At 70.2% G+C, this 23,587-nt stretch carries 22 protein-coding genes; 5 read left to right on the forward strand and 17 right to left on the reverse strand.

Features of this window, described 5'->3' with window-relative positions:
* Positions 1-9: 9 nt before the first annotated feature.
* The 7 genes from N1028_RS02635 to N1028_RS02665 all read right to left on the reverse strand — a co-directional run bounded on the left by N1028_RS02635 (position 10) and on the right by N1028_RS02665 (position 7,672).
* Positions 10-798 (reverse strand): glucosamine-6-phosphate deaminase, encoded by a 789-nt coding sequence (locus N1028_RS02635; protein WP_259525214.1) that lies wholly within the window; start codon positions 796-798, stop codon positions 10-12.
* The gene (locus N1028_RS02640) at positions 791-1,795 is read right to left on the reverse strand and encodes an ROK family protein (protein ID WP_259525215.1); all 1,005 of its coding nucleotides are present in this window, start codon (positions 1,793-1,795) and stop codon (positions 791-793) included. The genes N1028_RS02635 and N1028_RS02640 overlap by 8 nt, the downstream gene beginning before the upstream one ends.
* Positions 1,792-3,240 carry a beta-N-acetylhexosaminidase gene (gene nagZ, locus N1028_RS02645; RefSeq protein WP_259525216.1) on the reverse strand — a complete coding sequence of 483 codons (1,449 nt, stop codon included), beginning with the start codon at positions 3,238-3,240 and terminating at the stop codon, positions 1,792-1,794. The genes N1028_RS02640 and nagZ overlap by 4 nt, the downstream gene beginning before the upstream one ends.
* Entirely contained in the window at positions 3,237-4,085 is an 849-nt protein-coding gene (locus N1028_RS02650; protein WP_259525217.1) for a carbohydrate ABC transporter permease, read from the reverse strand. The genes nagZ and N1028_RS02650 overlap by 4 nt, the downstream gene beginning before the upstream one ends.
* Entirely contained in the window at positions 4,082-5,071 is a 990-nt protein-coding gene (locus tag N1028_RS02655; protein WP_259525218.1) for a carbohydrate ABC transporter permease, read from the reverse strand. The genes N1028_RS02650 and N1028_RS02655 overlap by 4 nt, the downstream gene beginning before the upstream one ends.
* Before the next feature lie 109 nt (positions 5,072-5,180).
* A complete protein-coding gene (locus N1028_RS02660; protein ID WP_259525219.1) occupies positions 5,181-6,461 on the reverse strand; it encodes an extracellular solute-binding protein in 1,281 nt (426 codons plus the stop codon).
* A gap of 74 nt (positions 6,462-6,535) precedes the next feature.
* Positions 6,536-7,672, reverse strand: a complete 1,137-nt coding sequence (locus N1028_RS02665; protein ID WP_259525220.1) for an ROK family transcriptional regulator — start codon at positions 7,670-7,672, stop codon at positions 6,536-6,538.
* Positions 7,673-7,773: 101 nt separating this feature from the next.
* Here N1028_RS02665 and N1028_RS02670 point away from each other — a divergent pair, with 101 nt between their 5' ends.
* Together N1028_RS02670 and nagA are read left to right on the forward strand one after the other, a co-directional pair.
* Complete coding sequence (locus N1028_RS02670) at positions 7,774-8,136, forward strand: YrdB family protein (protein WP_375163397.1); 363 nt, start codon at positions 7,774-7,776, stop codon at positions 8,134-8,136.
* A complete protein-coding gene (gene nagA, locus N1028_RS02675; RefSeq protein ID WP_259525223.1) occupies positions 8,133-9,407 on the forward strand; it encodes an N-acetylglucosamine-6-phosphate deacetylase in 1,275 nt (424 codons plus the stop codon). The genes N1028_RS02670 and nagA overlap by 4 nt, the downstream gene beginning before the upstream one ends.
* 35 nt (positions 9,408-9,442) lie before the next feature.
* Here the strand turns inward: nagA and N1028_RS02680 are convergent, their stop codons facing one another.
* Positions 9,443-10,660: an NADP-dependent isocitrate dehydrogenase gene (locus N1028_RS02680; protein ID WP_259525224.1), complete on the reverse strand. Its 1,218-nt coding sequence runs from the start codon at positions 10,658-10,660 to the stop codon at positions 9,443-9,445.
* 116 nt (positions 10,661-10,776) lie between these two features.
* Between N1028_RS02680 and N1028_RS02685 the strand changes: the two genes are divergently transcribed.
* The 3 genes from N1028_RS02685 to N1028_RS02695 are packed head-to-tail and all read left to right on the forward strand — an operon-like array spanning position 10,777 to position 12,006.
* A complete protein-coding gene (locus tag N1028_RS02685) occupies positions 10,777-11,229 on the forward strand; it encodes a GNAT family N-acetyltransferase (protein WP_259525225.1) in 453 nt (150 codons plus the stop codon).
* A gap of 25 nt (positions 11,230-11,254) precedes the next feature.
* Complete coding sequence (locus N1028_RS02690; RefSeq protein WP_259525227.1) at positions 11,255-11,596, forward strand: MGMT family protein; 342 nt, start codon at positions 11,255-11,257, stop codon at positions 11,594-11,596.
* Positions 11,593-12,006, forward strand: coding sequence for a hypothetical protein (locus N1028_RS02695; RefSeq protein WP_259525228.1), 414 nt, complete (start codon positions 11,593-11,595; stop codon positions 12,004-12,006). Before N1028_RS02690 ends, N1028_RS02695 begins: the two co-directional genes overlap by 4 nt.
* 25 nt (positions 12,007-12,031) lie before the next feature.
* Here the strand turns inward: N1028_RS02695 and N1028_RS02700 are convergent, their stop codons facing one another.
* The 9 genes from N1028_RS02700 to sucC all read right to left on the reverse strand — a co-directional run bounded on the left by N1028_RS02700 (position 12,032) and on the right by sucC (position 23,358).
* Entirely contained in the window at positions 12,032-13,864 is a 1,833-nt protein-coding gene (locus N1028_RS02700; protein ID WP_259525229.1) for an ABC transporter ATP-binding protein, read from the reverse strand.
* The gene (locus tag N1028_RS02705; protein ID WP_259525230.1) at positions 13,861-15,660 is read right to left on the reverse strand and encodes an ABC transporter ATP-binding protein; all 1,800 of its coding nucleotides are present in this window, start codon (positions 15,658-15,660) and stop codon (positions 13,861-13,863) included. The genes N1028_RS02700 and N1028_RS02705 overlap by 4 nt, the downstream gene beginning before the upstream one ends.
* Before the next feature lie 62 nt (positions 15,661-15,722).
* The gene (ddaH, locus tag N1028_RS19730) at positions 15,723-16,928 is read right to left on the reverse strand and encodes a dimethylargininase (RefSeq protein WP_310795561.1); all 1,206 of its coding nucleotides are present in this window, start codon (positions 16,926-16,928) and stop codon (positions 15,723-15,725) included.
* Between the two features lie 51 nt (positions 16,929-16,979).
* On the reverse strand, positions 16,980-18,623 hold the full coding sequence (gene purH / locus N1028_RS02715) for a bifunctional phosphoribosylaminoimidazolecarboxamide formyltransferase/IMP cyclohydrolase (protein WP_259525231.1): 1,644 nt from the start codon (positions 18,621-18,623) through the stop codon (positions 16,980-16,982).
* The gene (gene purN / locus N1028_RS02720; protein WP_259525232.1) at positions 18,620-19,213 is read right to left on the reverse strand and encodes a phosphoribosylglycinamide formyltransferase; all 594 of its coding nucleotides are present in this window, start codon (positions 19,211-19,213) and stop codon (positions 18,620-18,622) included. Before purN ends, purH begins: the two co-directional genes overlap by 4 nt.
* Before the next feature lie 2 nt (positions 19,214-19,215).
* Positions 19,216-20,481 (reverse strand): cell division protein PerM, encoded by a 1,266-nt coding sequence (locus tag N1028_RS02725; RefSeq protein WP_259525233.1) that lies wholly within the window; start codon positions 20,479-20,481, stop codon positions 19,216-19,218.
* An 81-nt stretch (positions 20,482-20,562) separates the two neighbouring features.
* Positions 20,563-21,084 carry a hypothetical protein gene (locus N1028_RS02730; RefSeq protein ID WP_259525234.1) on the reverse strand — a complete coding sequence of 174 codons (522 nt, stop codon included), beginning with the start codon at positions 21,082-21,084 and terminating at the stop codon, positions 20,563-20,565.
* A gap of 185 nt (positions 21,085-21,269) precedes the next feature.
* The gene (gene sucD, locus N1028_RS02735; RefSeq protein WP_259525235.1) at positions 21,270-22,172 is read right to left on the reverse strand and encodes a succinate--CoA ligase subunit alpha; all 903 of its coding nucleotides are present in this window, start codon (positions 22,170-22,172) and stop codon (positions 21,270-21,272) included.
* 16 nt (positions 22,173-22,188) lie between these two features.
* Complete coding sequence (sucC, locus tag N1028_RS02740) at positions 22,189-23,358, reverse strand: ADP-forming succinate--CoA ligase subunit beta (RefSeq protein ID WP_259525236.1); 1,170 nt, start codon at positions 23,356-23,358, stop codon at positions 22,189-22,191.
* Positions 23,359-23,587 lie beyond the last annotated feature (229 nt).

A 23,587-nucleotide genomic window follows, 5' to 3' on the forward strand; every position in this document is an offset into this window, starting at 1 on the left:
CGCAGCCGCTCACACGATGACGGGACCCCAGGTGGGCTTCTGCGCGAACGCGTCGCGGTAGTACTCCTGCTCGACGAGCATGCTCGCGGCCTCCTCGTCGACCACGACCGTGGCACGCGGATGCAGCTGGATGGCCGAGGCCGGCAGGCTCGCGGTGAGCGGTCCCTCCACCGCCGCCGCGACGGCGTGGGCCTTCTGCGCGCCGAAGGCCAGCAGCACGAGCCGCTTCGCCCGCAGGATGGTGCCGAGGCCCTGCGTGATGCTGTGCACGGGCACGTCGTCGATCGAGTCGAAGAAGCGCGCGTTGTCGGCCCTCGTCTGCCGGGTGAGGGTCTTCACGCGGGTGAGCGAGGCGAACGAGGAGCCCGGCTCGTTGAAGCCGATGTGCCCGTCGGTCCCGATGCCGAGCAGCTGCAGGTCGACTCCGCCCGCGGCCAGGATGGCGTCCTCGTAGCGCTCGCCCGCGGTCTCGATGCCGAGCGCGCGACCGTCGGGCACGTGCACGGCCGCCGGGTCGAGCTTCAACGGCGTGACCACCTCGTTCGCGATCACGCTGTGGTAGCTCTGCGGGTGCGCCACCGGCAGCCCCACGTACTCGTCGAGCGCGAAGCCACGGAGCGACGAGAGGTCGAGTCCGGCCCGCACGCGCTCCGCGAGGGCGCGGTACACCGGGAGCGGGGTGTCGCCGGTGGCGAGCCCCAGCACCGAGTCGGCCTTCGCGGCGACGAGCCGCTCGATCGCCTCGGCCACGAGGGCGCCGGCGGCACGCCGCGACCCGACGATGATCACTTCAGCCATGCGGGATCCTCTCCACCTCGGGCGCCGACGGCGCACCCACGAGCGCGGCGCCGACCGCCGCGGCGGGGAAGCCCGCCGGCACGAGGAGCACCCGCTCGTCGAGCCCGAGCGACGCGAGGAACGGCGACTCCACGGCCCAGGATGCCAGAACCCGGCGCACTTCGTCGAGCAGCCACGGCCCGAGGTTGGAGAGCCCTCCCCCGATCATCACGATCTCGACGTCGAGGGTGAGCACGAGCATCCGCACCGCCGCCGCCACACCGTCGACGAAACGGTCCCGGATGCGCGTCGCCCCCGCATGACCGCCCTCGGCCGCGGCGAGCAGCGAGCGCACCGGATACGGGTCGTCGGTGGCCCACTGCCGCGCGATGGCCGATCCGGAGGCCACGGTCTCGAGGCACCCCCGCTGACCGCACGGGCACAGCGCACCGGCGGGGTCGAAGGGGATGTGACCGATCTCGCCCGCCGCGCCGCGCGCTCCGCGCCAGAGGGCTCCCTCGATGACGTGGCCGGCGGCGAGCCCGGTCCCGAGGTTGAGGTACGCGAGCGAACGGGCCGACGACCAGGCCGACGGCTCGCCCGAGAATGCCTCGCCCGAGAATGCAGTGCCGGGCGACGCCGCGTCCGGCCCCGCGGTGAGGAGCCGGTAGGCACCGAGCGCGGCGGCCTTGACGTCGTTCTCCACCTTGACCTCCCGGCCCAGGAGAGCCGAGAGCCGCCCGCCCACGTCGAGTTCGTCGAAGCCGAGGTTCACCGCGTGAGTGACGGTCCCGCGTGCCGCGTCGACCTGGCCCGGGATGCCGACACCGATCGAGGCGAACTGCCGGGGGTCGAGACCCGTCGCCGCCGCGACCCGCTCGACGCCGTCGAGGGCCGTGCGGATGACCGCCTCGGCGCCGAAGCCCGTCACGAGGCGCACGCGGTCCACGATCGCGCCGTCGTCGTCGAGCGCCACCGCGTCGGTCTTCGTGCCGCCGATGTCGAGGCCCAGCCTCATGCCCTCACCCCACGTGCGTTCAGCATCGCGACGAGCGCCTCTCCTACAGCGTCCGACGCCCCGTAGGTGGCGACGCCTGCGTAGACGGGATCGTCCCCCGGCCAGCCCATGTCGATCGCGACGACGCGCTCATGGCGGTTGCTCAGAGCGTCGATGAGCGAGCGGACGGCCGGACGCCGCTGGTTGTCCCGACCGATCACGAGCACAGATGCCTCCGGCGGTATGCGCGCCGCCGCCTCGCCCGAGTCCACCTCGGAGACGGACACGACCGGGGCGGGCGACCCCGACCGGGCCCACGCCCGGAACGGCCCCCAGGGCACCTCGCCGATGGCGACGTTCGGCTCGGCGTCGACCCGCAGCACCACCCATCCGGGGCCCTCCAGAGCGGAGTCGGCCTCAGGCGAGATGGCGAAGGCCTCTGCGATGCGGTCGCTGCCCGGCAGCTCGGCGTCAGCCGCCCGAACGGGTTCCGTCGCCAGGCCGGCCGCGAGCGACCGCACGCGCGACGCGGCGTCGTCGAGCCGCGCGGGATCGACCTCGGCGGCGACGAGCTCGGCGATCTCCTCGAGCTGCGCCTCGGTGTTCTTCGTGCCGATGCAGAGCAGGTCGCAGCCCGCGGCGAGCGCCCGCACCGCGGCGGCCGGGATGCCGATGTCGCCACTCGCGCCCGCCATGTCGAGCGCATCCGACACCACGACGCCGGTGAACCCGAGCTCCTCGCGCAGGATCCCCTGGAGGATCGGGCTCGAGAAGGTCGCGGGCGAGGAGGGATCGATCGAGCGCACGAGGATGTGGCTCGTCATGACCGTGAGCGCTCCCGCACGGATCGCGTCCCGGAACGGAAGGAGCTCGCGCCGGCGGAGCTCGTCGGTGTCGGCCGCGATCGACGGCAGGGCGAGGTGGGAGTCCTCCGCCGTGTCGCCGTGCCCCGGGAAGTGCTTGATGCTCGCGGCCACGCCCGTCGACTGCAGCCCCTGCGTCCAAGCCGCAGCGTGCCGCGCCACCAGCACCGGATCGGCGCCGAAGCTCCGGATGCCGATCACCGGGTTGAGCGGGTTCGAGTTGACGTCGACGTCGGGGGCGAAGTCGAGGTTGATGCCGGCCCGGCGGAGTTCCCGGCCCACGGCCACCGCCACCCGCCTCGTCGTCTCCTCCTCGTCGATCCGGCCGAGGATCGCGTTGCCGGGGAAGGGCGACCCGCGGTCGTAGTAGAGGCGCGTGACGTCTCCGCCTTCCTCGTCGATGGCGATGAGCGCGAGCGGGTTGGCCGCCGTGATCGCGGCGGTGAGGGCGCGCAGCTGCGCGTCGTCGACGATGTTCTCGCCGAACAGGCACACCCCTGCGAGACCCTCGCGGAGCATCCGCTCGACCCAGGCGGGCAGTGTCGTGCCCTCGAAACCCGGCAGCAGCGTTCCGAGCACGACAGCTCTGGTGTCGCCGGTCATCCCTTCACCGCCCCGCTGACGAGACCGGAGGTCATCCGGCCCTGCACGATCAGGAAGAACACGATCACGGGGATGGCCATGAGCGTCGACCCCGCCATGATGGCGGCCCAGTTCGTGGTGCCGGTGACCTGCTGGAAGGTGCGCAGCCACACCGGCAGCGTCATCATCTCGGGCCGCGAGTTCACCACGAGGGCCAGCAGGAACTCGTTCCAGGCCTGGATGAACCCGAACACTCCCGTGGCCACGAGGCCGGGTGCGAGCAGCGGGAAGGTGATGCGCCAGAAGGCGCCGGTGCGCGAGCAGCCGTCGATCATGGCCGACTCCTCGAGCTCGACGGGCACACCGTTCACGAAGCCGCGGAGGGTCCAGATGGTGAAGGGCAGCACAGTGGCCACGTAGACCAGGGTGAGGCCCACGATCGTGTTGAGCAGCCCCCAGCCGTCGAGCACCCGGTAGGTCGAGACGATCATGGCCTCGGCCGGGATCATCTGGATGATGAGGATGACGAAGATGAAGGTCTTGCGGCTCCTGAACCGGTAGCGGGTGACCGCGAGCGAAGCGAGGAAGGCGAAGACGAGTGCGATGACGACCGTCGAGCCGGTCACCATGAGCGAGTTGCCGAGCGCGGGCAGGAAGGGCGCCCGGCCCGGATCGAAGATCACCGTCTCGTAGTTGGCGAGGGTGAGGTTCTGCGGAACGAAGTTCGGCACGCTGCCGCGGATCTCGTTGTTGGGCTGCAGGGAGGTGTTGACCATCCAGTAGACGGGGAACACCGAGAACGCGAACACGACGATCGAGGCGGCGCCCAGCAGGATGCCGGTCAGTCGCTTGCGGGACAGGGTCACTGCTCCTCCTCCTTGAGGCTGCGGCGCACGTAGAGCACCGAGATGGCGACCATGAGGATGACCATGATCACGGCGATGGCGCCGCCCGTTCCGTAGTCGCCCTGGCCGAGCGAGGTCTGGTAGATGTACACGCCGAGCGTGGAGGTCTCCTCCTTGATGCCGCCGATGCCCTGCAGCGCGAAGATCTGGGTGAAGACCCGCAGATCCCAGATGACCTGCAGGATGATGACGACCACGAAGATCGAGCGCAGGTAGGGGAAGACGATCAGCCGGAACCGCTGCCAGGCGCCCGCGCCGTCGAGCTGCGAGGCCTCGAGCACCTCCTCGGGCACCTGGGTGAGGCCCGCGAAGATCGTGAAGGCCACGAACGGCACGGCGCCCCAGGTGACGATGATGGTGGCCACCACGAAGAACGAGAACGGGTCGATCAGCCACGAGTGGTTCGTGTAGTCCTGGCCCGAGACCGCCTCGAGCAGGTAGTTCACCACGCCGTACTGGGTGTCGAACATCCAGCCCCAGACGATGGTGGCGGTGAGGGCGGGCATCGCCCAGGCCAGCAGCAGCCCCACGCTCACGAGCACCTTGAAGAACCGGTTGACCCGGTTCATCAGGAGCGCCACGAGGGTGCCGATCACCATGGCGGCGATGACGTTGGCGAGGCAGAACAGCACGCTGCGCGCCAGCACCGCCCAGAACTGAGGGTCGCCGAGCACGCGCGTGTAGTTGTCGAAGCCGATGAACGGCGCCGGCGCCCCGAACACCTGGGCGCGGCCGAACTCCTGGAACGACATCACGAACAGCTGGATCAGCGGCCAGCCGATCACGACGGCGAGGACGAGGAGCGCGGGCAGGAGCAGCACGCCCGGGGTGAAGCGGCCCGGTCGCGCCCTCGAGGGGCCCCGCTTCCCGTTCTTCTTCGGCGCGAGCGGCAGCTCTTGAACGCCTCCGGACTCGTGCTCCCGGACCAGCATCACAGAGGAGGTCATGGTGGGTACTCCCAGTACGATCGAAGGGTGCTCACCACCTTCCTAGGGCGATGGGCATCTGGGCTGACGGTGGCCGTGTTCGCGCACGGCCACCGTCATTTCTCTCGCTCTACGAGTTGAGGATCCCGTCGATCTTCTCGTCGAGGTCCGCCGCGAGCTGCTCCACGTCGCCGCCCTGGGCGATCGACACGAAGAAGTCCTGCAGAGCGCCCGAGGCCTCCACGTCGGCCCACTTCGGCGAGGCCGGGGTGAGCTTGGAGTTGGCGGCCGCCTCGGCGATCGCGGTGGCCACCTCGTCGGTGCCGAGGGTGCCGGCGAGCGAGAGCTTGGCGGGCACGAGGCCGTTCTCGCCGAGGATCGACTGGTACTCATCGCTCAGCATGATCTCGAGTGCGTCGGTGGCGAGCTCCGGATGGGCCGACTTCGCGGCCACGGCGATGTTCGAGCCGCCCGCGAACACGTGCGCCGCGCCGCCATCGGCGCCGGGGAGGGCGTAGACGCCGAGATTCGGCTCCTGGTCGGGGCAGCCGGGGGCGTCGGCGTCGGCCGGGGCGAGGATCGAGCCCTTGAGCCAGCTCGGCGCTGAGAGGTTGGCCACGACGCCCTCGCAGAAGGGCACCTGCGGGTCGGTCTCGTTGCCGTCCTTGGCCGCCACCGAGGCCTTCGTCATGACCTCCTGCACCTGCTTCAGTCCCTCGATCGACTCCGGGCTCGAGAACGTCGAGGTCCAGGTGTCGCCGTCCTGCTCGGCGATCTCGCCGCCGGCCTCCCAGATGTAGGGCAGGGCGTTGTACCAGTCCTGGCCGGGGAAGTAGATCCCCGAGACGCCCGGGTTGGCCTCGGCGAGCGCGATGCCGTTGGAGACGTACTCGTCGAGGGTCGTGGGCACCGAGAGTCCTGCGTTGGCGAGCAGGTCCTTCTTGTAGAACACCAGGCGTGCACCGGAGTAGTAGGGAGCGGCATAGAGGGTGCCGTCGTAGCTCCCGGCCTCGACGAAGCCGGGCAGGAGGTCGTCTCCACCGATCGCGTCGTAGACGTCGGTGAGCGGCAGGAACGCGCCGGCCGAGGTGAACGCGGCGGCCTGCGTGTTGCCCACCTCGACCACGTCGGGGCTGTCCGATCCCGAGAGGTTGGTCGTGAGCTTGTCGACGAGGCCCGTCCAGCTCTGCTCCTCGATGGTGAGGGTGCTGCCGGGGTGGTCGGTCTCGAAGGTGGTCTTCAGGTAGTCACGCGCGGCATCCGGGGTGTCGGTGCCGTTCAGCCAGACCCGGATGTCGGCGTCGTCGCCGCCCGAGCCGGAGTCCCCGGATCCTGATCCTCCGGCGCACCCGGTGAGCGCGAGTGCTGCCGTGACGCCGAGAGCGGTGACGGCGAGAGTCGTCTTCCTCATGGTGTTCTACCTTTCCTAGGGCGATGGTCGCCGGCTGGGCACCGGCTGGGGTGACTGCAGGTGGTGCTGTTCCGTCAGGAGACTCCGAGGCGCGAGGAGAGCACCATGACGGCGGCGCCTCGGAGCACGATGTCCGGCCCGAGCGCGGTCATCCGGAGCGTGACGGAGCCGTGGAACTCGGCCATCGTCCTGTTCCGGAGCGTCTCGACGGTGGCACTCGCGAGTGCTCCGTCGAGAAGATCTGTGGGGCCGCTCAGGATGACCTCTCCGAGGTCGAGCGCTCCCACCACGGGAGCCAGCGCGATGCCGAGCCGCTCCCCCGCCTCGCGGAGCACGACGTCGCGTTCGCGCGCGTCGGCGTTCTCCGGTCGGTCGAGCCTCGCGTGGAGGTTCGGGATGCTGAGCCAGGTCTCGAGGCATCCCCGCTTGCCGCATGCGCAGACCGCCCCGCCGTCGGTGCCCACCACGACGTGCCCGATCTCACCCGCGGCGAAGCGGCTGCCGAACAGAGGCGTGCCCCCGAGCAGGAGGCCGGCACCGACACCGTGGCCGATCTTCACGAGCATCGCGTCGCTCGCGGCTCCGCCGAAACTGTGCTCGGCGAGGATGGCCGCGTTGGCGTCGTTGGCCACGACCACGGGCACCCCGAAGCGCTCGGCGAGCAGCGCCTGCAGGGGCAGGCCGTTCCAGCCGAGGTTGGGGGCCGAGAGCACCACGCCGCCGAGATCCACGACACCGGGCGAGCCGACGCCGATTCCGAGCACGGGCGCGGTGGCCGCGGCGACGAGCTGCTCGGCCAGGTCCACGACCTTCGCGAGCGCCTCGTCGCCGGTGGAGCCCGCGAGCTCCACCTCGACTCGGGTCGAGATGGCTCCGTCGAGGTCGAGCAGCGCTCCCGTGAACACGGAGTGCTCCGAGAGGTCGAGCCCCACGATCACGAACGCGCTGCGGTCGAGATCGAGCAGGGTCGCGGGCTTGCCCGGTCGGGTCTCCTCCCGCTGGCCCAGCTCCACGAGCAGGCCCTCGGCGATGAGCTCGGCCACGAGCGCGCTCACGGTCACCCGGGTGAGGCCCGTCTCACGGGCGATGTCGGCTCGGCTGCGCCGGCCGTCGCGGTAGAGGGTCTGCAGCACGAGGGAGCGGTTGTGCCCCCGGGTGTATTCGGGCAGGGCCTTCGTGCTCGGCCTCAATGCCTTCCGCAGCTGCGTCATGTTTGTTAGTAAAGCTTACGAACATACTCGGATCAAGACCTTCAGCGCTTTTGTGCACGGTCTTTACAAACCCGTAACATGGCGTCGCCGGAGCGCCTAGCATGGAGTCCGTGTCCGATCAGTCCCGCCCGATCCGTCTCGGCGTCAACGACGTCCTCCACCTCGTGCTCGAGATCTTCCTGTTCGTCAGCCTCGGGATCTGGGGCTTCCTGACCTGGCCGTTCCCCTGGAACATCGTCGTCGGAATCGTGGCACCGCTTCTGGCGATCCTCATCTGGGCCCTGTTCCTGTCGCCCCGCGCCGTGATCGCGATCGACTCGTTCGGGCGGGCACTCGTCGAGATCGCCCTCGTCATGGCCGCGGCGCTGGCATGGTTCACCCTCGGGCAGCCGATCGTGGCCGTCGTGTTCGCGGTTCTCGCCATCGGCAGTGGAGTCATAGCGGGGCGCAAGGCCCTGACGTGAGCCTCGTTCTCCACGGAGCCCGCAAGCTCGACGCCGACGGCATCGTCGACGACGTCTGGCTCGCCGTGGAGGGTGAGCGCATCTCCGCGGTGGGCACAGGAGACGGCTGGCGCGCCCTGGTGCCGCCGGAACGACGGAGTCCGGGAGCTCCGGAACGACGGAGCCCCGAGGCCGCCTACGGCCGGGCATCCGTCGTCTCCCACCACTCCCCCGGAACTCCGTCGTCCCAGCCCTCCGAGGCGCCATCTGTCGAGGTCGTCGACGCCGGCGGGGCCTGGCTGACCCCCGGCTTCATCGACCTTCACGTGCACGGCGCGGGCGGCCACGCCTTCGACGACGGGCACGACGCGATGCTCGCGGGGCTCTCGGTGCAGCGCGCCCACGGCACCACCCGATCCGCTGTCTCGCTCGTGGCGAACCCCCCGCACGAGCTCGAGGCGAGCCTCGACGCGGTCGCCCGCCTCGCCCGGGCCGATCCGCTCGTGCTCGGGGCGCACCTCGAGGGGCCCTTCCTCGCCCCGACCCGCAAGGGCGCCCACCGTGCCGAGTTCCTCGGCCACCCCACTCCGCACCTCGTGCGCGACCTCGTGGCCGCGGGCCAGGGCAGCCTGCTGCAGATCACGCTCGCCCCCGAGCTCCCGGATGCGCTCGGTGCGATCGAGACGTTCGCCGAGGCGGGCGTCGTGGTCGCCCTCGGCCACACCGAGGCCACGTTCGACCAGGCGCGCGACGCCTTCGACCGCGGGGCCACCCTGCTCACCCACGCCTTCAACGCGATGCCCGGCATCCACCACCGATCCCCCGGCCCCGTCGTGGCCGCGTTCGACGACCACCGCGTGGTGCTCGAGCTGATCGCCGACGGCGAGCACGTGCATCCGGCCGTGCTCGAGCTCGCCTTCCGCAGCGCTCCCGGACGCATCGCCCTCGTCACCGACGCCATGGCCGCAGCGGCCGCCGGCGACGGCGACTACCGTCTCGGCTCGCTCGAGGTGACGGTCGCGGGCGGCCACGCCGTGCTCCGGGGCACCGACACCATCGCGGGTTCCACCCTCACCCAGGATGCCGCTCTGCGGACCGCCATCACGGCAGGGGTCGACCCCGTGCAGGCCGTCGAGGCGCTCACGGCCACCCCGGCGCGCGCGATCGGCCGCTCGCACGAGCTGGGGGCCCTCCGCCCTGGCATGCTCGCCGATCTCGTGCTGCTCACCTCGGCCTTCGAGGTCGTGCTCGTCGTGGCCGCCGGAGAACGGCAGAGCCCCCGCCCGGACTGACCGGGGCGGGGGCTCTGCGACAACGCTCGGGGTGCTTACGCGCCCATGCGCTCCTTGAGGTTCTCGTCGAGCGTGGCGAGGAACTCCTCGGTGGTCTGGTAGCCCTGTTCGGGGCCCACCAGCAGCGCGAGGTCCTTCGTCATCTTGCCCGACTCGACCGTCTTGATCACGACGTCCTCGAGGGTGAGCGAGAAGTCGATGAGCTCCTGGTTGCCGTCGAGCTTGCCGCGGTGGGCGAGCCCACGGGTCCAGGCGAAGATCGAGGCGATCGGGTTGGTCGACGTGGGCTTGCCGGCCTGGTGCTGGCGGTAGTGGCGGGTCACGGTGCCGTGCGCGGCCTCCGCCTCCACGACCTTGCCGTCCGGCGTGGCCAGCACAGAGGTCATGAGGCCGAGCGAGCCGAAGCCCTGAGCCACGGTGTCGGACTGCACGTCGCCGTCGTAGTTCTTGCAGGCCCAGACGTAGCCGCCCTCCCACTTCATGGCCGAGGCGACCATGTCGTCGATGAGACGGTGCTCGTAGGTGAGGCCGGCGGCGTCGAACCGCTCCTTGAACTCGGTCTCGAAGATCTCCTGGAAGATGTCCTTGAACCGGCCGTCGTAGGCCTTCAGGATCGTGTTCTTCGTCGAGAGGTAGACGGGGTAGTTGCGGGTGAGGCCATAGTTGAGCGAGGCGCGCGCGAAGTCGCGGATCGAGGCGTCCTGGTTGTACTGCACCTGGGCGATGCCGTCGTCGGGAGCGTCGTAGACCTCGAACTTCATCGGCTCGGAGCCGTCCTCGGGCGTGAACTCGACCGTGAGCTTGCCCTTGCCCTTGAACACGAAGTCGGTGGCGCGGTACTGATCGCCGAAGGCGTGACGGCCGATGATGATCGGCTTGTTCCAGCCGGGCACGAGGCGCGGGATGTTCGAGATGATGATCGGCTCGCGGAAGATCACGCCGCCGAGGATGTTGCGGATGGTGCCGTTGGGCGACTTCCACATCTTCTTCAGGCCGAACTCCTCCACCCGGGCCTCGTCGGGCGTGATGGTGGCGCACTTGACCCCCACACCGTGCTTCTGGATGGCGTGAGCCGCGTCGATCGTGACCTGGTCGTCGGTCTGGTCGCGGTACTCGATGCCGAGGTCGTAGTACTCGAGGTTCACCTCGAGGTACGGGTGGATCAGCGTGTCTTTGATGGCCTGCCAGATGATGCGAGTCATCTCGTCGCCGTCGAGTTCGACGACCGTGCCTTCAACCTTGATCTTCTGCAATTCAGCTCCTTGACAGCTGTTCGAAAGTGGGCCGTCAGCCAGTTTACCTTGTCCTCCAGTTATCTCGACATCGAGATATCTTGGCGCGGCCGGAGGGCAGCCGATACCCTGTCAGCATGAGCGAACTGAGGCTGGAAGAACTCGCGGCATCGAACATCGTCGCGGCGAACACCCTCACGCTGAAGCCCGGCCAGGAGCAGTACGTGGCACCGGTGTCGCACTCCATCGCCGAGGCCTACGTGAACCCCAACACGGCGTGGCCCCGGGTGGTGCTCGAAGACGACGAGGTCGTCGGCTTCATCATGGGCAACTTCGATCCGGATGCGACCGAGGACGTGTTCCGCGGCTGCATCTGGCGCATCAACGTGGCCGCGAGCGCCCAGGGCCGCGGCGTCGGCCGCTTCGCCGTGCTCGCGCTGGCCGACGAGGCGCGCTCGCGCGGCTTCGAGCGCATCACGGTGATGTTCGAGCCGGGCGAGGACGGTCCGGCCGCCTTCTTCGAGCGGATCGGCTTCGAGACCATCGGCGAGACGCCCTACGGCGAGACCATCGCCGCACTCACCCTGTGAGCCCTGACGGCGCCACCGCTCAGGCGTGAGCTTCGTCGACGACGTGCTCGAGGTGGTCGACTCGATCCCCGCGGGCCAGGTGCTGAGCTACGGCGACGTCGCCGCCCTGCTCGGCAGCCGAGGAGCGCGAGCCGTCGGGGGCATCATGCGCTCCTACGGCCACGCCCATCCGTGGTGGCGCGTCGTGCGCGCCGGGGGCCTCCCTCCCATCGGGCACGAGGCATCCGCCCGTCTGCACTACGACAGCGAGGGAACCCCGCTCCGGGCGATCTCGCGGGAACCGGGTTATGCGGTCGACTACGCTGTAGCACGGTGGCGGCCGTCGCATCCGGCCGCTCTGCACGAGAGGACCGACCACAGCAGATGACCAAGCGCGCACTCCTCGCCGGGATCACGGCGGCAGGCCTCCTGGCCGCGCTCTCCGGCTGCTCCCTCGCGAGCGCCATCACCCCTCCGGTCGAATCGCAGCTCTACCCGACCGTCGCCGATGCCCGCGGAGCCGACGCGACCATCGAGATCCCCTCCTGGGTGCCGGAGGACGCCGTCGGCATCCGCATCAAGGAGAACGCCGAGACGGGCGCCGCCATCATGCAGTTCGGCGACCCCGCACCCGAGGCCATCGGCACGGCGTGCGATGCCTCGGTCGCCGGCAACACGGCGCCGCTGGACGACACCTGGTGGCCGCAGACCCTGCCGCCGCCCGAGGAGATCACCTGCCAGGACGGCTGGCACGTCGCCTTCCTCTACGGCTCGCAGTTCTTCGCCTGGAAGCCCTGACCCCTCTCTTTCGGGGCCTGCGGCCCTAGACCAGCGACTCCCGCCACGACGCGTGCAGCTGGGCGAAGCGCCCGGTGCCCGCGATCAGCTCGTCTGGCGTGCCGTCCTCCACGATGCGCCCGTGCTCCATCACGAGCACGCGGTCGGCGATCGAGACGGTCGAGAGCCGGTGCGCGATGATCACGGCCGTGCGGTCGGCGAGCAGGGTCTGCAGCGCCTCCTGCACGAGCCGTTCGCTCGGGATGTCGAGCGAGGCGGTCGCCTCGTCGAGGATGAGCACGGCCGGGTCGGCGAGAAAGGCCCGCGCGAACGAGATCAGCTGCCGCTGGCCGGCCGACACCCGCCCGCCGCGCTTGTTCACGTCGGTCTCGTAGCCGTTCGGGAGCCCGCGGATGAACTCGTCGGCACCCACGGCCTTCGCGGCCTCCACGATCTCGTCCCTCGACGCCTCCGGGCGGCCGATCGCGATGTTGTCGGCCACCGTGCCGGAGAAGAGATAAGCCTCCTGGGTCACCATCACGATCGCACGCCGAAGATCTTTCGGGTGGAGCTCCCGCAGATCGATGCCGTCGAGGGTGATGCGCCCGGCCGTGGGGTCATAGAACCGGGAGATGAGCTTGGCGAGCGTCGACTTGCCGGCACCTGTGGAGCCCACGAGCGCGATCGTCTGGCCTGCGGGGATGTCGAGGTCGAACTCGGGCAGGATCGGCCGGCCCGCCACGTAACCGAACGCCACGGCCTCGAACTCCACCGCGCCCTTCGAGGTCCAGAGGTCGACCGGATGCTCCGGGTCGGGCACGCTCGGCCGCTCCTCGAGCACCCCCGAGATCTTCTCCAGCGCAGCCGTGGCGCTCTGGTAGCTGTTGTAGAACATCGCCATGTCCTCCATCGGGTCGAAGAACCGGCGGGTGTAGAGCACCGCGGCCAGCAGCACGCCGATCTCCATGCCACCGTCGATCACCCGGAAGCCGCCGACGAGCAGCACCACGGCCACCGCAACGTTGCCGATGAGCACGAGGCCGGGGTCGTAGATGCCGAAGAGCCGGATGACCTTGGCGTTGGCCTCGCGGTTGTCCTCGACGAGGCCTGCGAATTCCGCCGCGTCGGCCTTCTGGGTGCGGAACGCCTTCACGGCGCGGATGCCCGTCATGGTCTCGACGAAGCGCACGATCAGCCGGGCCGACGCCACGCGCGTGCGCCGGAACATCCGCTGCGACCGCACCTGGAACCAGCGGGTGAGGATGGCCAGCGGCACGAGGGCCACCAGAAGGATGAAGCCGGACTCGACGTCGAGCAGGAAGAGCGCGACGGCGGTGAGCACCATGTAGAGCACGCCCTGCACGAGCTGGTTGATGCCGGAGTCGAGCAGCTCGCTGATGGCGTCGAGGTCGCTCGTCTGCCGCGAGATGATGCGGCCGGACGTGTAGCTCTCGTGGAACTCCAGGCTCAGCCGCTGGGTGTGCAGGAACACCCGCCGGCGCAGGTCGAACAGGATGGCCTGGCTGATCTGTGCGGAGAGCACGGTGAACCAGGCGATGAGTCCGGCACCGAGGATGCCGGCCAGCAGGTAGGCGAGGCCAGCGAGACCCACGGGCATCCAGTCGTTCGCGAGCAGGGCGGGCAGTCCCGTGTCGATGCCATAGGCGATGATCGAGGGGCCGGCGACCTGCGAGACCGTGCTGATGACCACGACCACGATGCTGAGCGCGAGGCGCGCCCGCAGGGGGTGGATGAGCGAGCCGAGCAGGCGCAGGGAGCGGCGGCGGATCTGCCGGCTCTCGTCGCGCGAGAAGTCGTCGCGTTCCTCGCCCGCGACACCCGAGACGGTGGAGTCGCGGGAATCGGTCGAGTCGCTCATCGGGACACCTCCTCGGTGGCGGGGACCTCAGGGCTGTCGAAGCTCGAGATCACGAAGCGGTAGTGCGCGCTCGAGGCGAGCAGCTCGGAGTGCGTGCCCACAGCCGTGATGCGGCCGTTCTCCAGCAGCGCCACCCGGTCGGCGAGCGCCACGGTCGAGGGCCGGTGGGCCACGATGAGCGCCGTGGTGGTGGCGAGCACGCGCCGGAGGGCGGCCTCCACGAGCGCCTCGGTGTCGACGTCGAGCGCCGAGAGCGGATCGTCGAGCACGAGGATCTCGGGGCGCGCCGCGATCGCCCGCGCCAGCGCGAGTCGCTGCCGCTGGCCGCCGGAGAGACTGAGTCCCTCCTCCCCCACCTTCGTGTCGAGCCCCGCGGGCAGGTCGTCGACGAACGACGCCTGGGCGATGTTGAGTGCTTCGCGGAGATCCTCCTCCGAGGCGTCGGGCCGGCCCAGCAGCACGTTCTCGCGCACGGTGCGGCTGAACAGCGTCGCCTCCTCGAACGCCATGGCGATGCGGGAGCGCAGGTCGTCGAGCGCGAGATCGCGCACGTCGACACCGTCGACCCGCACGGAACCGCCGGTGACGTCGTAGAGCCGGGTGGTGAGCGCCGTGAGCGTGGACTTGCCCGAACCGGTGAGCCCCACGAGCGCCATGGTCTCTCCGGGCTGGACGGTGAGCGAGACGCCGTCGACGAGGTCGGGGAACGTCGCGGGCGCATCCTGGTAGCGGAAGTGCACGTCGTCGAAGACGAGCTCGCCTCGGCCGCGCGACACCGCCGCCGGCTGCTCCGGGTCGATGATCGTGTTCTCGGCGTCCATCACCTCGAAGAAGCGCAGCGTGGCGGTCTTCGCGTCGAGGGTCATGGCGAGGAAGTAGCCGAGCGACCAGATGGGGAACAGCAGCACGGTGCCGGTGGCGAAGAACGCCACGAGCTCACCCACCGACGACTGCCCGGTGGAGGCGAGCCAGACGCCCACCACGAGGCACACGCCGAAGGCGAGGTCCGGGATGAGCGTGAGGTAGAGCCAGATGCCTGCGATCGCCTTGGCCTTCTCGATCTCGGTGCCGCGGAGCTGCTCGGCCTGCGACTCGAACCGCTTGAGGGCGTAGCGTCCGCGGCCGAAGGCCTTGAGCACGCGGATGCCGTGCACGGACTCCTCCACGCTCGTCGCGAGGTCGCCGGTCTGGTCCTGGCTCCGCCTGGCCACGTCGGAGTACTTGCGCTCGAAACTGAAGCTGTAGAGGATGACGGGCACCGCGGCCGCCACGAAGATGAGCCCGAGCACCCAGTTGAGCGCGATCAGGATGACGGCGCCGCCGATGATGGTGAGCACGTTCACCACGAGCAGCACGAGACCGAACGAGAGCCAGCGGCGGATGAGGTTGAGGTCACTCACGGCGCGCGAGAGCAGCTGCCCGCTCGGCCAGCGGTCGTGGAACGCCACCGGCAGGTTCTGCAGCCGTCGGTAGAGGCTGTTGCGCAGCCGCGCCTCGACGTGCGTGCCCGGGGTCAGCACCAGGGCTCGCCGGGCACCGATGAGCACGGCCTCGAGCACTCCCAGGGCCAGCACGATGCCCGCGGCCACCCAGATCGGTCCAGGATCGCCGTCGGCGAGCGGTCCGTCCACCATCCACTGCAGCACCTGCGGGATGGCGAGCGCCACCGCACTCGCGACCACGGAGACCACCATGGCGGCGTAGATGCGGGGCAGGGCCTCGCGCACGTAGGGTCGCAGGCGCGACAGCACGGCGACCGTTCCCACGGCCGACTGGGGGTTCGTGGGCTCTGGCATGGTCCGTTTCCTCGTAAGCAGCCTTACAGAATACGTTCCCGGCCCCTCCCCCGCAAGCGGGGTCAGCGGATGCGCACGGAGAGGCAGGTCACGCAGCCCTCGAGCTTCTCGAACTCCGAGATGTCGACCGAGATCACGCGGTAGCCGAGCCCCTCGATCAGCCGGGCCGACTCGGGGGCGGAGGAGGCGATGAGCACCGTGTCGTCGGCGAGGATGACCACATGGGCGCCGCTGGGTTCCGGCACCTCGAGGAAGCGGTCGTAGACGAACGGGTCGTCGACGAGGGGCCGGTACCCGATGACGGTGCCGTCGGGCAGGGCTGTGACCGTGCTCTTCAGGTGCAGGGCCTTCGTCACGGGCACGGCCACCACCGAGTAGCCGCGCGGCGCGAGGATCTTGCGGAGCTGGCGGATGCCGTCGGAGTTCGTGCGGCCGCCGCGCCCCACGAAGATGGTCGTGCCGATCTTCAGCACGTCGCCGCCGTCGAGGGTGCCGGGGCGCTCGATCCGCAGCACCTCGAGGCCGAGGGCCGTGAGGCTCTCCTCCACGCCGTCGATCTCGTCGAGCCGCTCGTCGGCGCCCGGGCTCGTGAGCACGGCCAGGGCGCCGAACATCACGACGGTGTCCTCCACGAACACCGAGTCCGGCAGGTCGCCGGCCGGCGCCACCTCCACCGGGTCCCAGCCGGCGCCCGTGAGCGCGGCCACGTAGGACTCCCACTGCCGCTCGGCGAGCTCGACGTCGACGGTCTCGCGCTCGATGTGCGTCACGAGGCCGTCCTGCAGGCTCTTCGCGGGGCGCCGCACGAGCACGTACTTCTTGCGCAGCACCTCCTCCTGCTCGCTGAGGCCCACCCGCGCGTGGATCCGGGGAGCGATGGCCACCGAGGCCACGATCGCCCCGAGCACGAAGATCAGGTTGTTCCCCACAAGCGTGCCCACGAGGGGGGCGAGGAGGTCAGCGAAGGCGATGCCGGCGGCGAGTGCCGACAGACCGGTGCCGATGAGGGCGGCGAGGGCCCCGGAGACGACCCCCGCGATGGCCGACGTGTACCAGTGCCGGAAGGCGCCGACCAGCCCGAAGACCGCGGTGAACAGGAACAGCACGAGGGTCGAGTTCAGGAAGTACTCGGTGTAGACCGCGAAGACCTGCGGGTTCTGCGCGTTCTGGATGAAGTACGCCAGATCTGCCGCCACGAGTGCCACGAGGGCCACTGCGAGGGCCGCGACGATCGAGGCGATGACCGAGCGGAGCCGGTAGGAAGACATGGTCACGACCTTAAGCGGAGCTGGCTGGACGAATCTCGGATCGGGGGGAGTTCAGTGGAAGAAGTGACGCTCACCGGTGAAGTACATGGTGACCCCCGCCTTCTCGGCGGCCTCGACCACCTCCGCGTCACGCACCGAACCGCCCGGCTGCACGACCGCCTTGACGCCTGCGGCGAGAAGCACCTCGAGGCCGTCCGCGAAGGGGAAGAAGGCGTCGGAGGCGGCCACGGAACCCGCGGCACGATCGCCCGCCCGGCTCACGGCGAGCTGACACGAGTCCACCCGGTTCACCTGACCCATACCGACACCGACGGATGCGCCGCGCGACGCGAGCAGGATGGCGTTCGACTTCACCGAGCGGCAGGCCTTCCAGGCGAACTCGAGGTCGTCGAGCGTGGCCTCGTCGGCCGCGGGGCCGGCGGCGAGCGTCCAGGTGGAGCGGTCGAGACCCTCGAAGCCGTCGGGGGTCTGCGCGAGGAACCCGCCGCTCAGCTGCCGGAGCTCCACGGCCTCGCGGCCGAAGCCCTCTGGCAGCGTGAGCAGCCGCAGGTTCTTCTTGGTGCTCAGCACCTCGAAGGCGTCGGCGTCGAAGGCGGGGGCCACGAGCACCTCGGTGAAGACGTCCTTGACCGATTCGGCCATGGCGAGGGTGACGGTGCGGTTGGCCGCGATCACGCCGCCGAACGCCGAGACGGGGTCGCACGCGTGCGCCTTGGCGTGCGCGTCGGCGATCCGATCGGGCGCCGAGGCCGCACCCACGGCGATGCCGCAGGGGTTGGCGTGCTTGATGATGGCCACAGCCGGTGCGGCGAAGTCGAAAGCCGCGCGCACGGCGGCATCGGCGTCGACGTAGTTGTTGTACGACATCTCCTTGCCGTGCAGCTGCACGGCCTGGGCGATGCCGTGGCCCTCGGGGCGCGAGTAGAGGGCGGCCTGCTGGTGCGAGTTCTCGCCGTACCGCAGGGTGGCGGTGCGCGTGGCCGAGACTGCGAGCTCGGCCGGGAACTGCGCGTCGGTGGCCGCATCCGGTGACCCGATCGGGGTCTCGGTCCGGGACTCGGTCTGGCCGAGCTGCTCGGCGAACCAGCCGGCCACGGCGGTGTCGTACGAGGCGGTGTGTGCGAAGGCCAGCGCGGCGAGCTCCCGGCGGAGGCCGAGGGAGGTGCCCCCGGCGGCGATCGCCTCGATGACGGCGGAGTAGCGCTCCGGCGAGACCACGATGGCCACGTTCGCGAAGTTCTTGGCCGAGGCGCGCACGAGGGCGGGGCCGCCGATGTCGATCTGCTCGATCACGGTGTCGGGCGCTGCGCCCGAGGCGACGGTCTCGCGGAACGGGTAGAGGTTGACCACCACGAGATCGAAGGCCCGGATGCCGAGCTCCTCGAGCTGATGCTTGTGCGACTCCAGGCGCAGGTCGGCGAGGATGCCGGCGTGCACGCCCGGGTGCAGGGTCTTGACGCGACCGTCGAGCGACTCGGGGAAGCCCGTGACGCTCGAGACCTCGGTGACGGCCACGCCGGCGTCGGCGATGGCCTTCGCGGTCGATCCGGTGGAGACGATCTCGACCCCCGCGGCGGCGAGCGCCTGCACGAGCTCCACGAGCCCGGTCTTGTCGCTGACCGAGATGAGCGCCCGCGTGGCGGGGACGACGTCGCGGTGGGTGTAGAGGCTCGGGTCGTGCTGGGGGCCACTCATCGTGCTGCTGTCTCCTTGAGATCGACTAGTCCTTCGGCGATGTCGCGCACGGCCTGCACCAGCAGCTCGCGCTCCACCACCTTGATGCGCTCGTGCAGCTCGTGCTCGGTGTCGCCCGGGAGGACGGCGATCTCGCGCTGGACGATGACGGGCCCGGTGTCGACGCCCTCGTCGATCACGTGCACGGTGACCCCTGTCGTCCGAGCCCCCGCGGCCAGGGCGTCGCGCACGGCATGCGCACCCGGGAAGGCGGGGAGGAGGGCGGGGTGGGTGTTGATGATGCGGGGAGCCAGGGCCGTCACGACGGCCGGCGGCAGGATGCGCATGAAGCCCGCGCAGACCACGAGGTCCGGCGACCAGCGATCGATCTGGGCGAGCAGCTCGTCTCCCCAGGCGGCCCGGCTCTCGAAGGCGGTGGGCAGCACGGTGAAGCTCGGGATCTGGAACTCCTCGGCGTGCGCGAGGCCGTCGGCCTCCGTGTCCGACCCCACCGCGATGACGCGGGCGGGGTAGCCGGGATCGCTCGAGGCTTCGAGGAGCGCCCGGAGGTTGGAGCCTCCCCCGGAGATCAGCACGAGGAGCGAGAGCACCGTCACAGTGTATCGGCCGCGGCACTCCGGCTCACGTCGGCTCGGCGCACGGCCCCGGTGGCGAAGCCGAGCAGCATCGCCACGGTGAACTCGCCGAAGGCGCACAGCAGAACCCACCCGGCATCGGGCCCCACGTCGGCGAGACGACCGGGCCCGGCGGCCCCCTGGGAGGCCAGGGCGAGCAGGGCGAGGATGCCCGCTCCGACCACTCCCGCGAGCGCGGCGGTGGCGAGGGTGCGCCGGAGGGCCCCCGCCCGCCCCTGCACTCTCTGTGTGAGCGCCGGTCGCAGCACGGCGGCGGCGAGGAAGCCCGCGGCCACCGGGACGAGCAGCCCTACGAAGCCGAGAGCCGGAGTTCCCTCGGGCAGGGCGCCGAGCACGGGCAGCGCGGGAACCAGGCCGAGCTGGGTGCCGAGCGGCGACACCGCCGACCCCGTGCCCAAGGCGAAGCCCGGGCCCACGAACCAGCTCGCCGTCCACACGATGAGGTTGGGCAGCAGCGCGAGCTGCGCCAGGGTGAGGCTCACTCCCCCGAGCACCCCGGCCTGCAGCCCTTCGTAGAGGGCGACGATGGGCGAGAAGTTCGTCACGAGGATGAGGGCCATGGCGAGGGCGGAGAAGCCCACGACCGCGGCGGCCGCGATCGTCCCTGCCCGGAGTGCCAGCCCCAGCAGGCCGCGATCCCGCTCGTCGAAACGCTCCACCGCCGTGCGCCCGCGCATCCGGAGGACCGACGCCGGGCCGAACTCAGAAGAGGCGACGCGCCGGGGGTTCGTCGCGTAGCCCACGACGAGCCCGAGGGCGTAGACGAGGGCGGGGAGCACGGCGGCCTGCGGCAGAGCGGGCGCCGCGCCCTCGGCGGTGGAGCCGAGCGCCACGAGCAGGCCGAGGCCGGCGACGGCGAGCACACCGGCCGCGCCACCGGTGACGGGATAGGGGGTGCCGCCCAGCCGGCGGCCCGAGCGCACTCCGAGCAGCACGGTCACGAGCGCGAGGCCGAGCGGTGCGATGCCCACCGTGAACGGCACCTCGGCGCCTGCGACGCCGAGCTGCAGGGCGAGCGCCGGATCGATCGCGAGCGAGAGGTCGACGCCGTTGCCGAGCAGCCAGAGGTCGCCGGAGGCTCTCCAGAAGTCGAGCCAGTCGACCGCGAGCTCGAACTGGATGGCCCAGAGCAGCGTGAGCGGGATGAGCGGGATGCCGACTCCGATCGCGACGACGATGAGGGCGTCGAGAGCGGCGAGCAGGGCGGTGACTGGGCGATTCATGCGTGGCGAGCCTACCTCTCGAGCCGCGCCATTCCCGTGCGGCACGCGCCCCCTGTCAGGGAGCACTCGAAAGACCCGCCGTCAGTGCAGGATGACCTTGAGCATGATGACGGCGAGTCCCACGAGCCCCGTGGCCAGCCCGCCGGCGATGCTCGCGTACCAGCGGGCACCGCGCTCGGCGAAGGCGAGGGTGCCGAGACCCGCGAGCAGCAGCACGCTCACGAGGAGCGCCAGCTGGTAGGCGAGGCGCTCGGGCAGCACGCCGCTCGCTCCCAAGGAGAGCACGAGGATCGGCAGGATGGCCGAGACGGGCAGTCCGGCCGCGTGGCGCACGGCGCGAGCGAGAGCCTCCCCCACCGGGATCTCGACCCCGTTGCGCCGGCCGTGCGTGGCGACGGTCGCGGCGAAGACGTGCGCGATCCAGAACACGAAGACCGTGACCGAGACGGAGGTGATCATGTCGAAGTCGGTCTCGCCGTCCTCGATCAGCACGATCAGGGCGCTGACGATGATGGTCCCGTAGATCGACTCGGGCGTCACGAACTCATGCCGCAGCCGCCGCCACAGCCCCCCGACGGCCGCCGCCTCATTCACCTTCGTCACGCAACGATTCTGTCAGACCCCCGCAGCCAGAGGCCCCGCTGTCGTCGTGACGGGCCGTACCCGACGACCCGGAGTGAGCGCGCGGCCGCACGCGAACAGGTCGCCCGCGCCGCAGAGGCGGCGGCGCGGCCCACCAGAACCGCGGCCCGGTGAGACCGCGCGAAGCACGGTCCCACCGGGGAATATCACAGCGCGGCGTAGACCTCGCGGAGGAGTGCGGCGGTCTCGGACGGCGTCTTGCCGACCTTCACGCCGGCGGCCTCGAGGGCCTCCTTCTTGGCCTGGGCGGTGCCGGCCGAGCCGGAGACGATGGCGCCGGCGTGGCCCATGGTCTTGCCCTCGGGGGCGGTGAAGCCGGCCACGTAGCCCACGACGGGCTTCGTGACGTTGGCCTTGATGAAGTCGGCGGCACGCTCTTCGGCGTCTCCACCGATCTCACCGATCATCACGATCGCCTTGGTCTCGGGGTCGGCCTCGAACGCGGCGAGCGCGTCGATGTGCGTGGTGCCGATGATCGGGTCGCCGCCGATGCCGATGGCGGTCGAGAAGCCGAGGTCGCGCAGCTCGTACATCATCTGGTAGGTCAGGGTGCCCGACTTCGACACGAGGCCGATCGGTCCCTTTCCGGTGATGTTCGCGGGGGTGATGCCCACGAGCGCCTCGCCGGGGGTGATGATCCCGGGGCAGTTCGGCCCGATGATGCGGGTCTTGTTCCCCTTCGCCTTGGCGTAGGCCCAGGCCTCGGCCGAGTCCTGCACCGGGATGCCCTCGGTGATGACCACGAGCAGCGGGATCTCGGAGTCGATCGCCTCGACGATCGCGTCCTTCGAGAACGCCGGCGGCACGAACGCGATCGACACGTCGGCGCCGGTGGCCTCGATGGCCTCCTTCACCGTGCCGAACACGGGCAGCTCGACGGCGTTGCCGTCCTTGTCGGTGTGGCTCACGGTGGTGCCGGCCTTGCGGGCGTTGACGCCGCCCACGACCTGCGTGCCGGCCTTCAGCATGAGGGCGGTGTGCTTGGTGCCCTCACCGCCGGTGATGCCCTGCACGATGACCTTGGAGTCCTTGTTCAGAAAAATCGACATGTCTCTCGTCCTCTACTTACTTCGCAGCGTGGGCGAGCTCGGCGGCCTTGTCGGCGCCGTCGTCCATGGTCAGGGCCAGGGTCACGAGCGGGTGCGCGGCCTTCTCGAGGATGGCGCGGCCCTCCTCGACCTTGTTGCCGTCGAGTCGCACCACGAGGGGCTTGGTGGCGGTGTCGCCGAGCACCTCGAGGGCGCCGACGATGCCGTTCGCCACGGCGTCGCAGGCGGTGATGCCGCCGAAGACGTTCACGAACACACTCTTGACCTGCGGGTCGCCGAGGATGACGTCGAGACCGTTGGCCATCACCTGGGCGGAGGCTCCGCCGCCGATGTCGAGGAAGTTGGCGGGCTTGACCCCGCCGTGCTTCTCGCCGGCGTAGGAGACGACGTCGAGCGTCGACATCACGAGCCCCGCGCCGTTGCCGATGACGCCGACCTCGCCGTCGAGCTTGACGTAGTTGAGGTCGTTCTTCTTGGCCTTGGCCTCGAGCGGGTCGGCCGCGTCGGCGTCTTCGAGCGCCTCGTGGCCCGGGTGACGGAAGCCGGCGTTCTCGTCGAGCGAGACCTTGCCGTCGAGGGCGATGATGTCGCCCTCCTCGGTGAGCACGAGCGGGTTGACCTCGACCAGCGTCGCGTCCTCGCCCTTGTAGACCTCCCACAGCTTCACGAAGACGGGGGCGACCTTCTCGATCAGCTCCTCCGGGAACTTCGCGTCGACGGCGATCTGCTTCGCGGTCTCGAGGTCGATGCCCTTGATCGGGTCGACCTCGATGCGGGCGAGGGCCTCGGGGCGCTCGACGGCGAGCTGCTCGATCTCCATGCCGCCCTCGTAGCTCGTGAGCGAGAGGTAGGAGCGGTTCGCCCGGTCCAGCAGCACCGAGAAGTAGAACTCCTGGGCGATGCGGGCGCCACCGGCGACCATGACGCGCTTGACGACGTGGCCCTTGATGTCGAGGCCGAGGATCGACTTCGCGGCCTCCTCGGCCGCATCGGCGTCCTTCGCGACCTTGACGCCGCCGGCCTTTCCGCGGCCGCCCACCTTGACCTGGGCCTTCACCACGGTGACGCCGCCGAGCTTCTCGGCTGCGGCCCTCACGTCTTCAGGAGTGTCGGCGATGATGCCGGGCAGAACCGGCACGCCGTAGCTTTCGAAGAGGTCTCGGGCTTGGTACTCGAATAGATCCACGCTGGTCTTCCAATCCGCTTTCAACTCGTCGTCCCGGAGGGAAAAACGGGACATGACAAACGGCGCGACGAAAGGGATGCCCCCTCCATCGCTCCGGACACCATCTAGCATTCTACCCCCCGGAGCGCGTGCTGCCGCGCGGTCGTCTGCTCCTCCCCAGCGGGCTTCCGGGACGCGTTCCTCCACAGAAGGGGCGTCAGCGCTCCACGGTCGGGGTCTCCTCGCGAAG

This window comes from Herbiconiux oxytropis (genome assembly GCF_024979315.1).
Classification (GTDB): domain Bacteria; phylum Actinomycetota; class Actinomycetes; order Actinomycetales; family Microbacteriaceae; genus Herbiconiux; species Herbiconiux oxytropis.

Coding starts and splice junctions, on each gene's coding strand:
- N1028_RS02685 (WP_259525225.1), top strand. CDS start 10,777: ATGAGCGAACTGAGGCTGGAAGAACTCGCGGCATCGAACATCGTCGCG.
- nagZ (WP_259525216.1), bottom strand. CDS start 3,240: ATGACCGGCGACACCAGAGCTGTCGTGCTCGGAACGCTGCTGCCGGGT.
- purH (WP_259525231.1), bottom strand. CDS start 18,623: ATGAGTGGCCCCCAGCACGACCCGAGCCTCTACACCCACCGCGACGTC.
- N1028_RS02695 (WP_259525228.1), top strand. CDS start 11,593: ATGACCAAGCGCGCACTCCTCGCCGGGATCACGGCGGCAGGCCTCCTG.
- N1028_RS02700 (WP_259525229.1), bottom strand. CDS start 13,864: ATGAGCGACTCGACCGATTCCCGCGACTCCACCGTCTCGGGTGTCGCG.
- N1028_RS02665 (WP_259525220.1), bottom strand. CDS start 7,672: ATGACGCAGCTGCGGAAGGCATTGAGGCCGAGCACGAAGGCCCTGCCC.
- ddaH (WP_310795561.1), bottom strand. CDS start 16,928: ATGTCTTCCTACCGGCTCCGCTCGGTCATCGCCTCGATCGTCGCGGCC.
- N1028_RS02670 (WP_375163397.1), top strand. CDS start 7,774: ATGGAGTCCGTGTCCGATCAGTCCCGCCCGATCCGTCTCGGCGTCAAC.
- N1028_RS02660 (WP_259525219.1), bottom strand. CDS start 6,461: ATGAGGAAGACGACTCTCGCCGTCACCGCTCTCGGCGTCACGGCAGCA.
- N1028_RS02705 (WP_259525230.1), bottom strand. CDS start 15,660: ATGCCAGAGCCCACGAACCCCCAGTCGGCCGTGGGAACGGTCGCCGTG.
- N1028_RS02725 (WP_259525233.1), bottom strand. CDS start 20,481: ATGAATCGCCCAGTCACCGCCCTGCTCGCCGCTCTCGACGCCCTCATC.
- N1028_RS02655 (WP_259525218.1), bottom strand. CDS start 5,071: ATGACCTCCTCTGTGATGCTGGTCCGGGAGCACGAGTCCGGAGGCGTT.
- N1028_RS02635 (WP_259525214.1), bottom strand. CDS start 798: ATGGCTGAAGTGATCATCGTCGGGTCGCGGCGTGCCGCCGGCGCCCTC.
- N1028_RS02640 (WP_259525215.1), bottom strand. CDS start 1,795: ATGAGGCTGGGCCTCGACATCGGCGGCACGAAGACCGACGCGGTGGCG.
- sucD (WP_259525235.1), bottom strand. CDS start 22,172: ATGTCGATTTTTCTGAACAAGGACTCCAAGGTCATCGTGCAGGGCATC.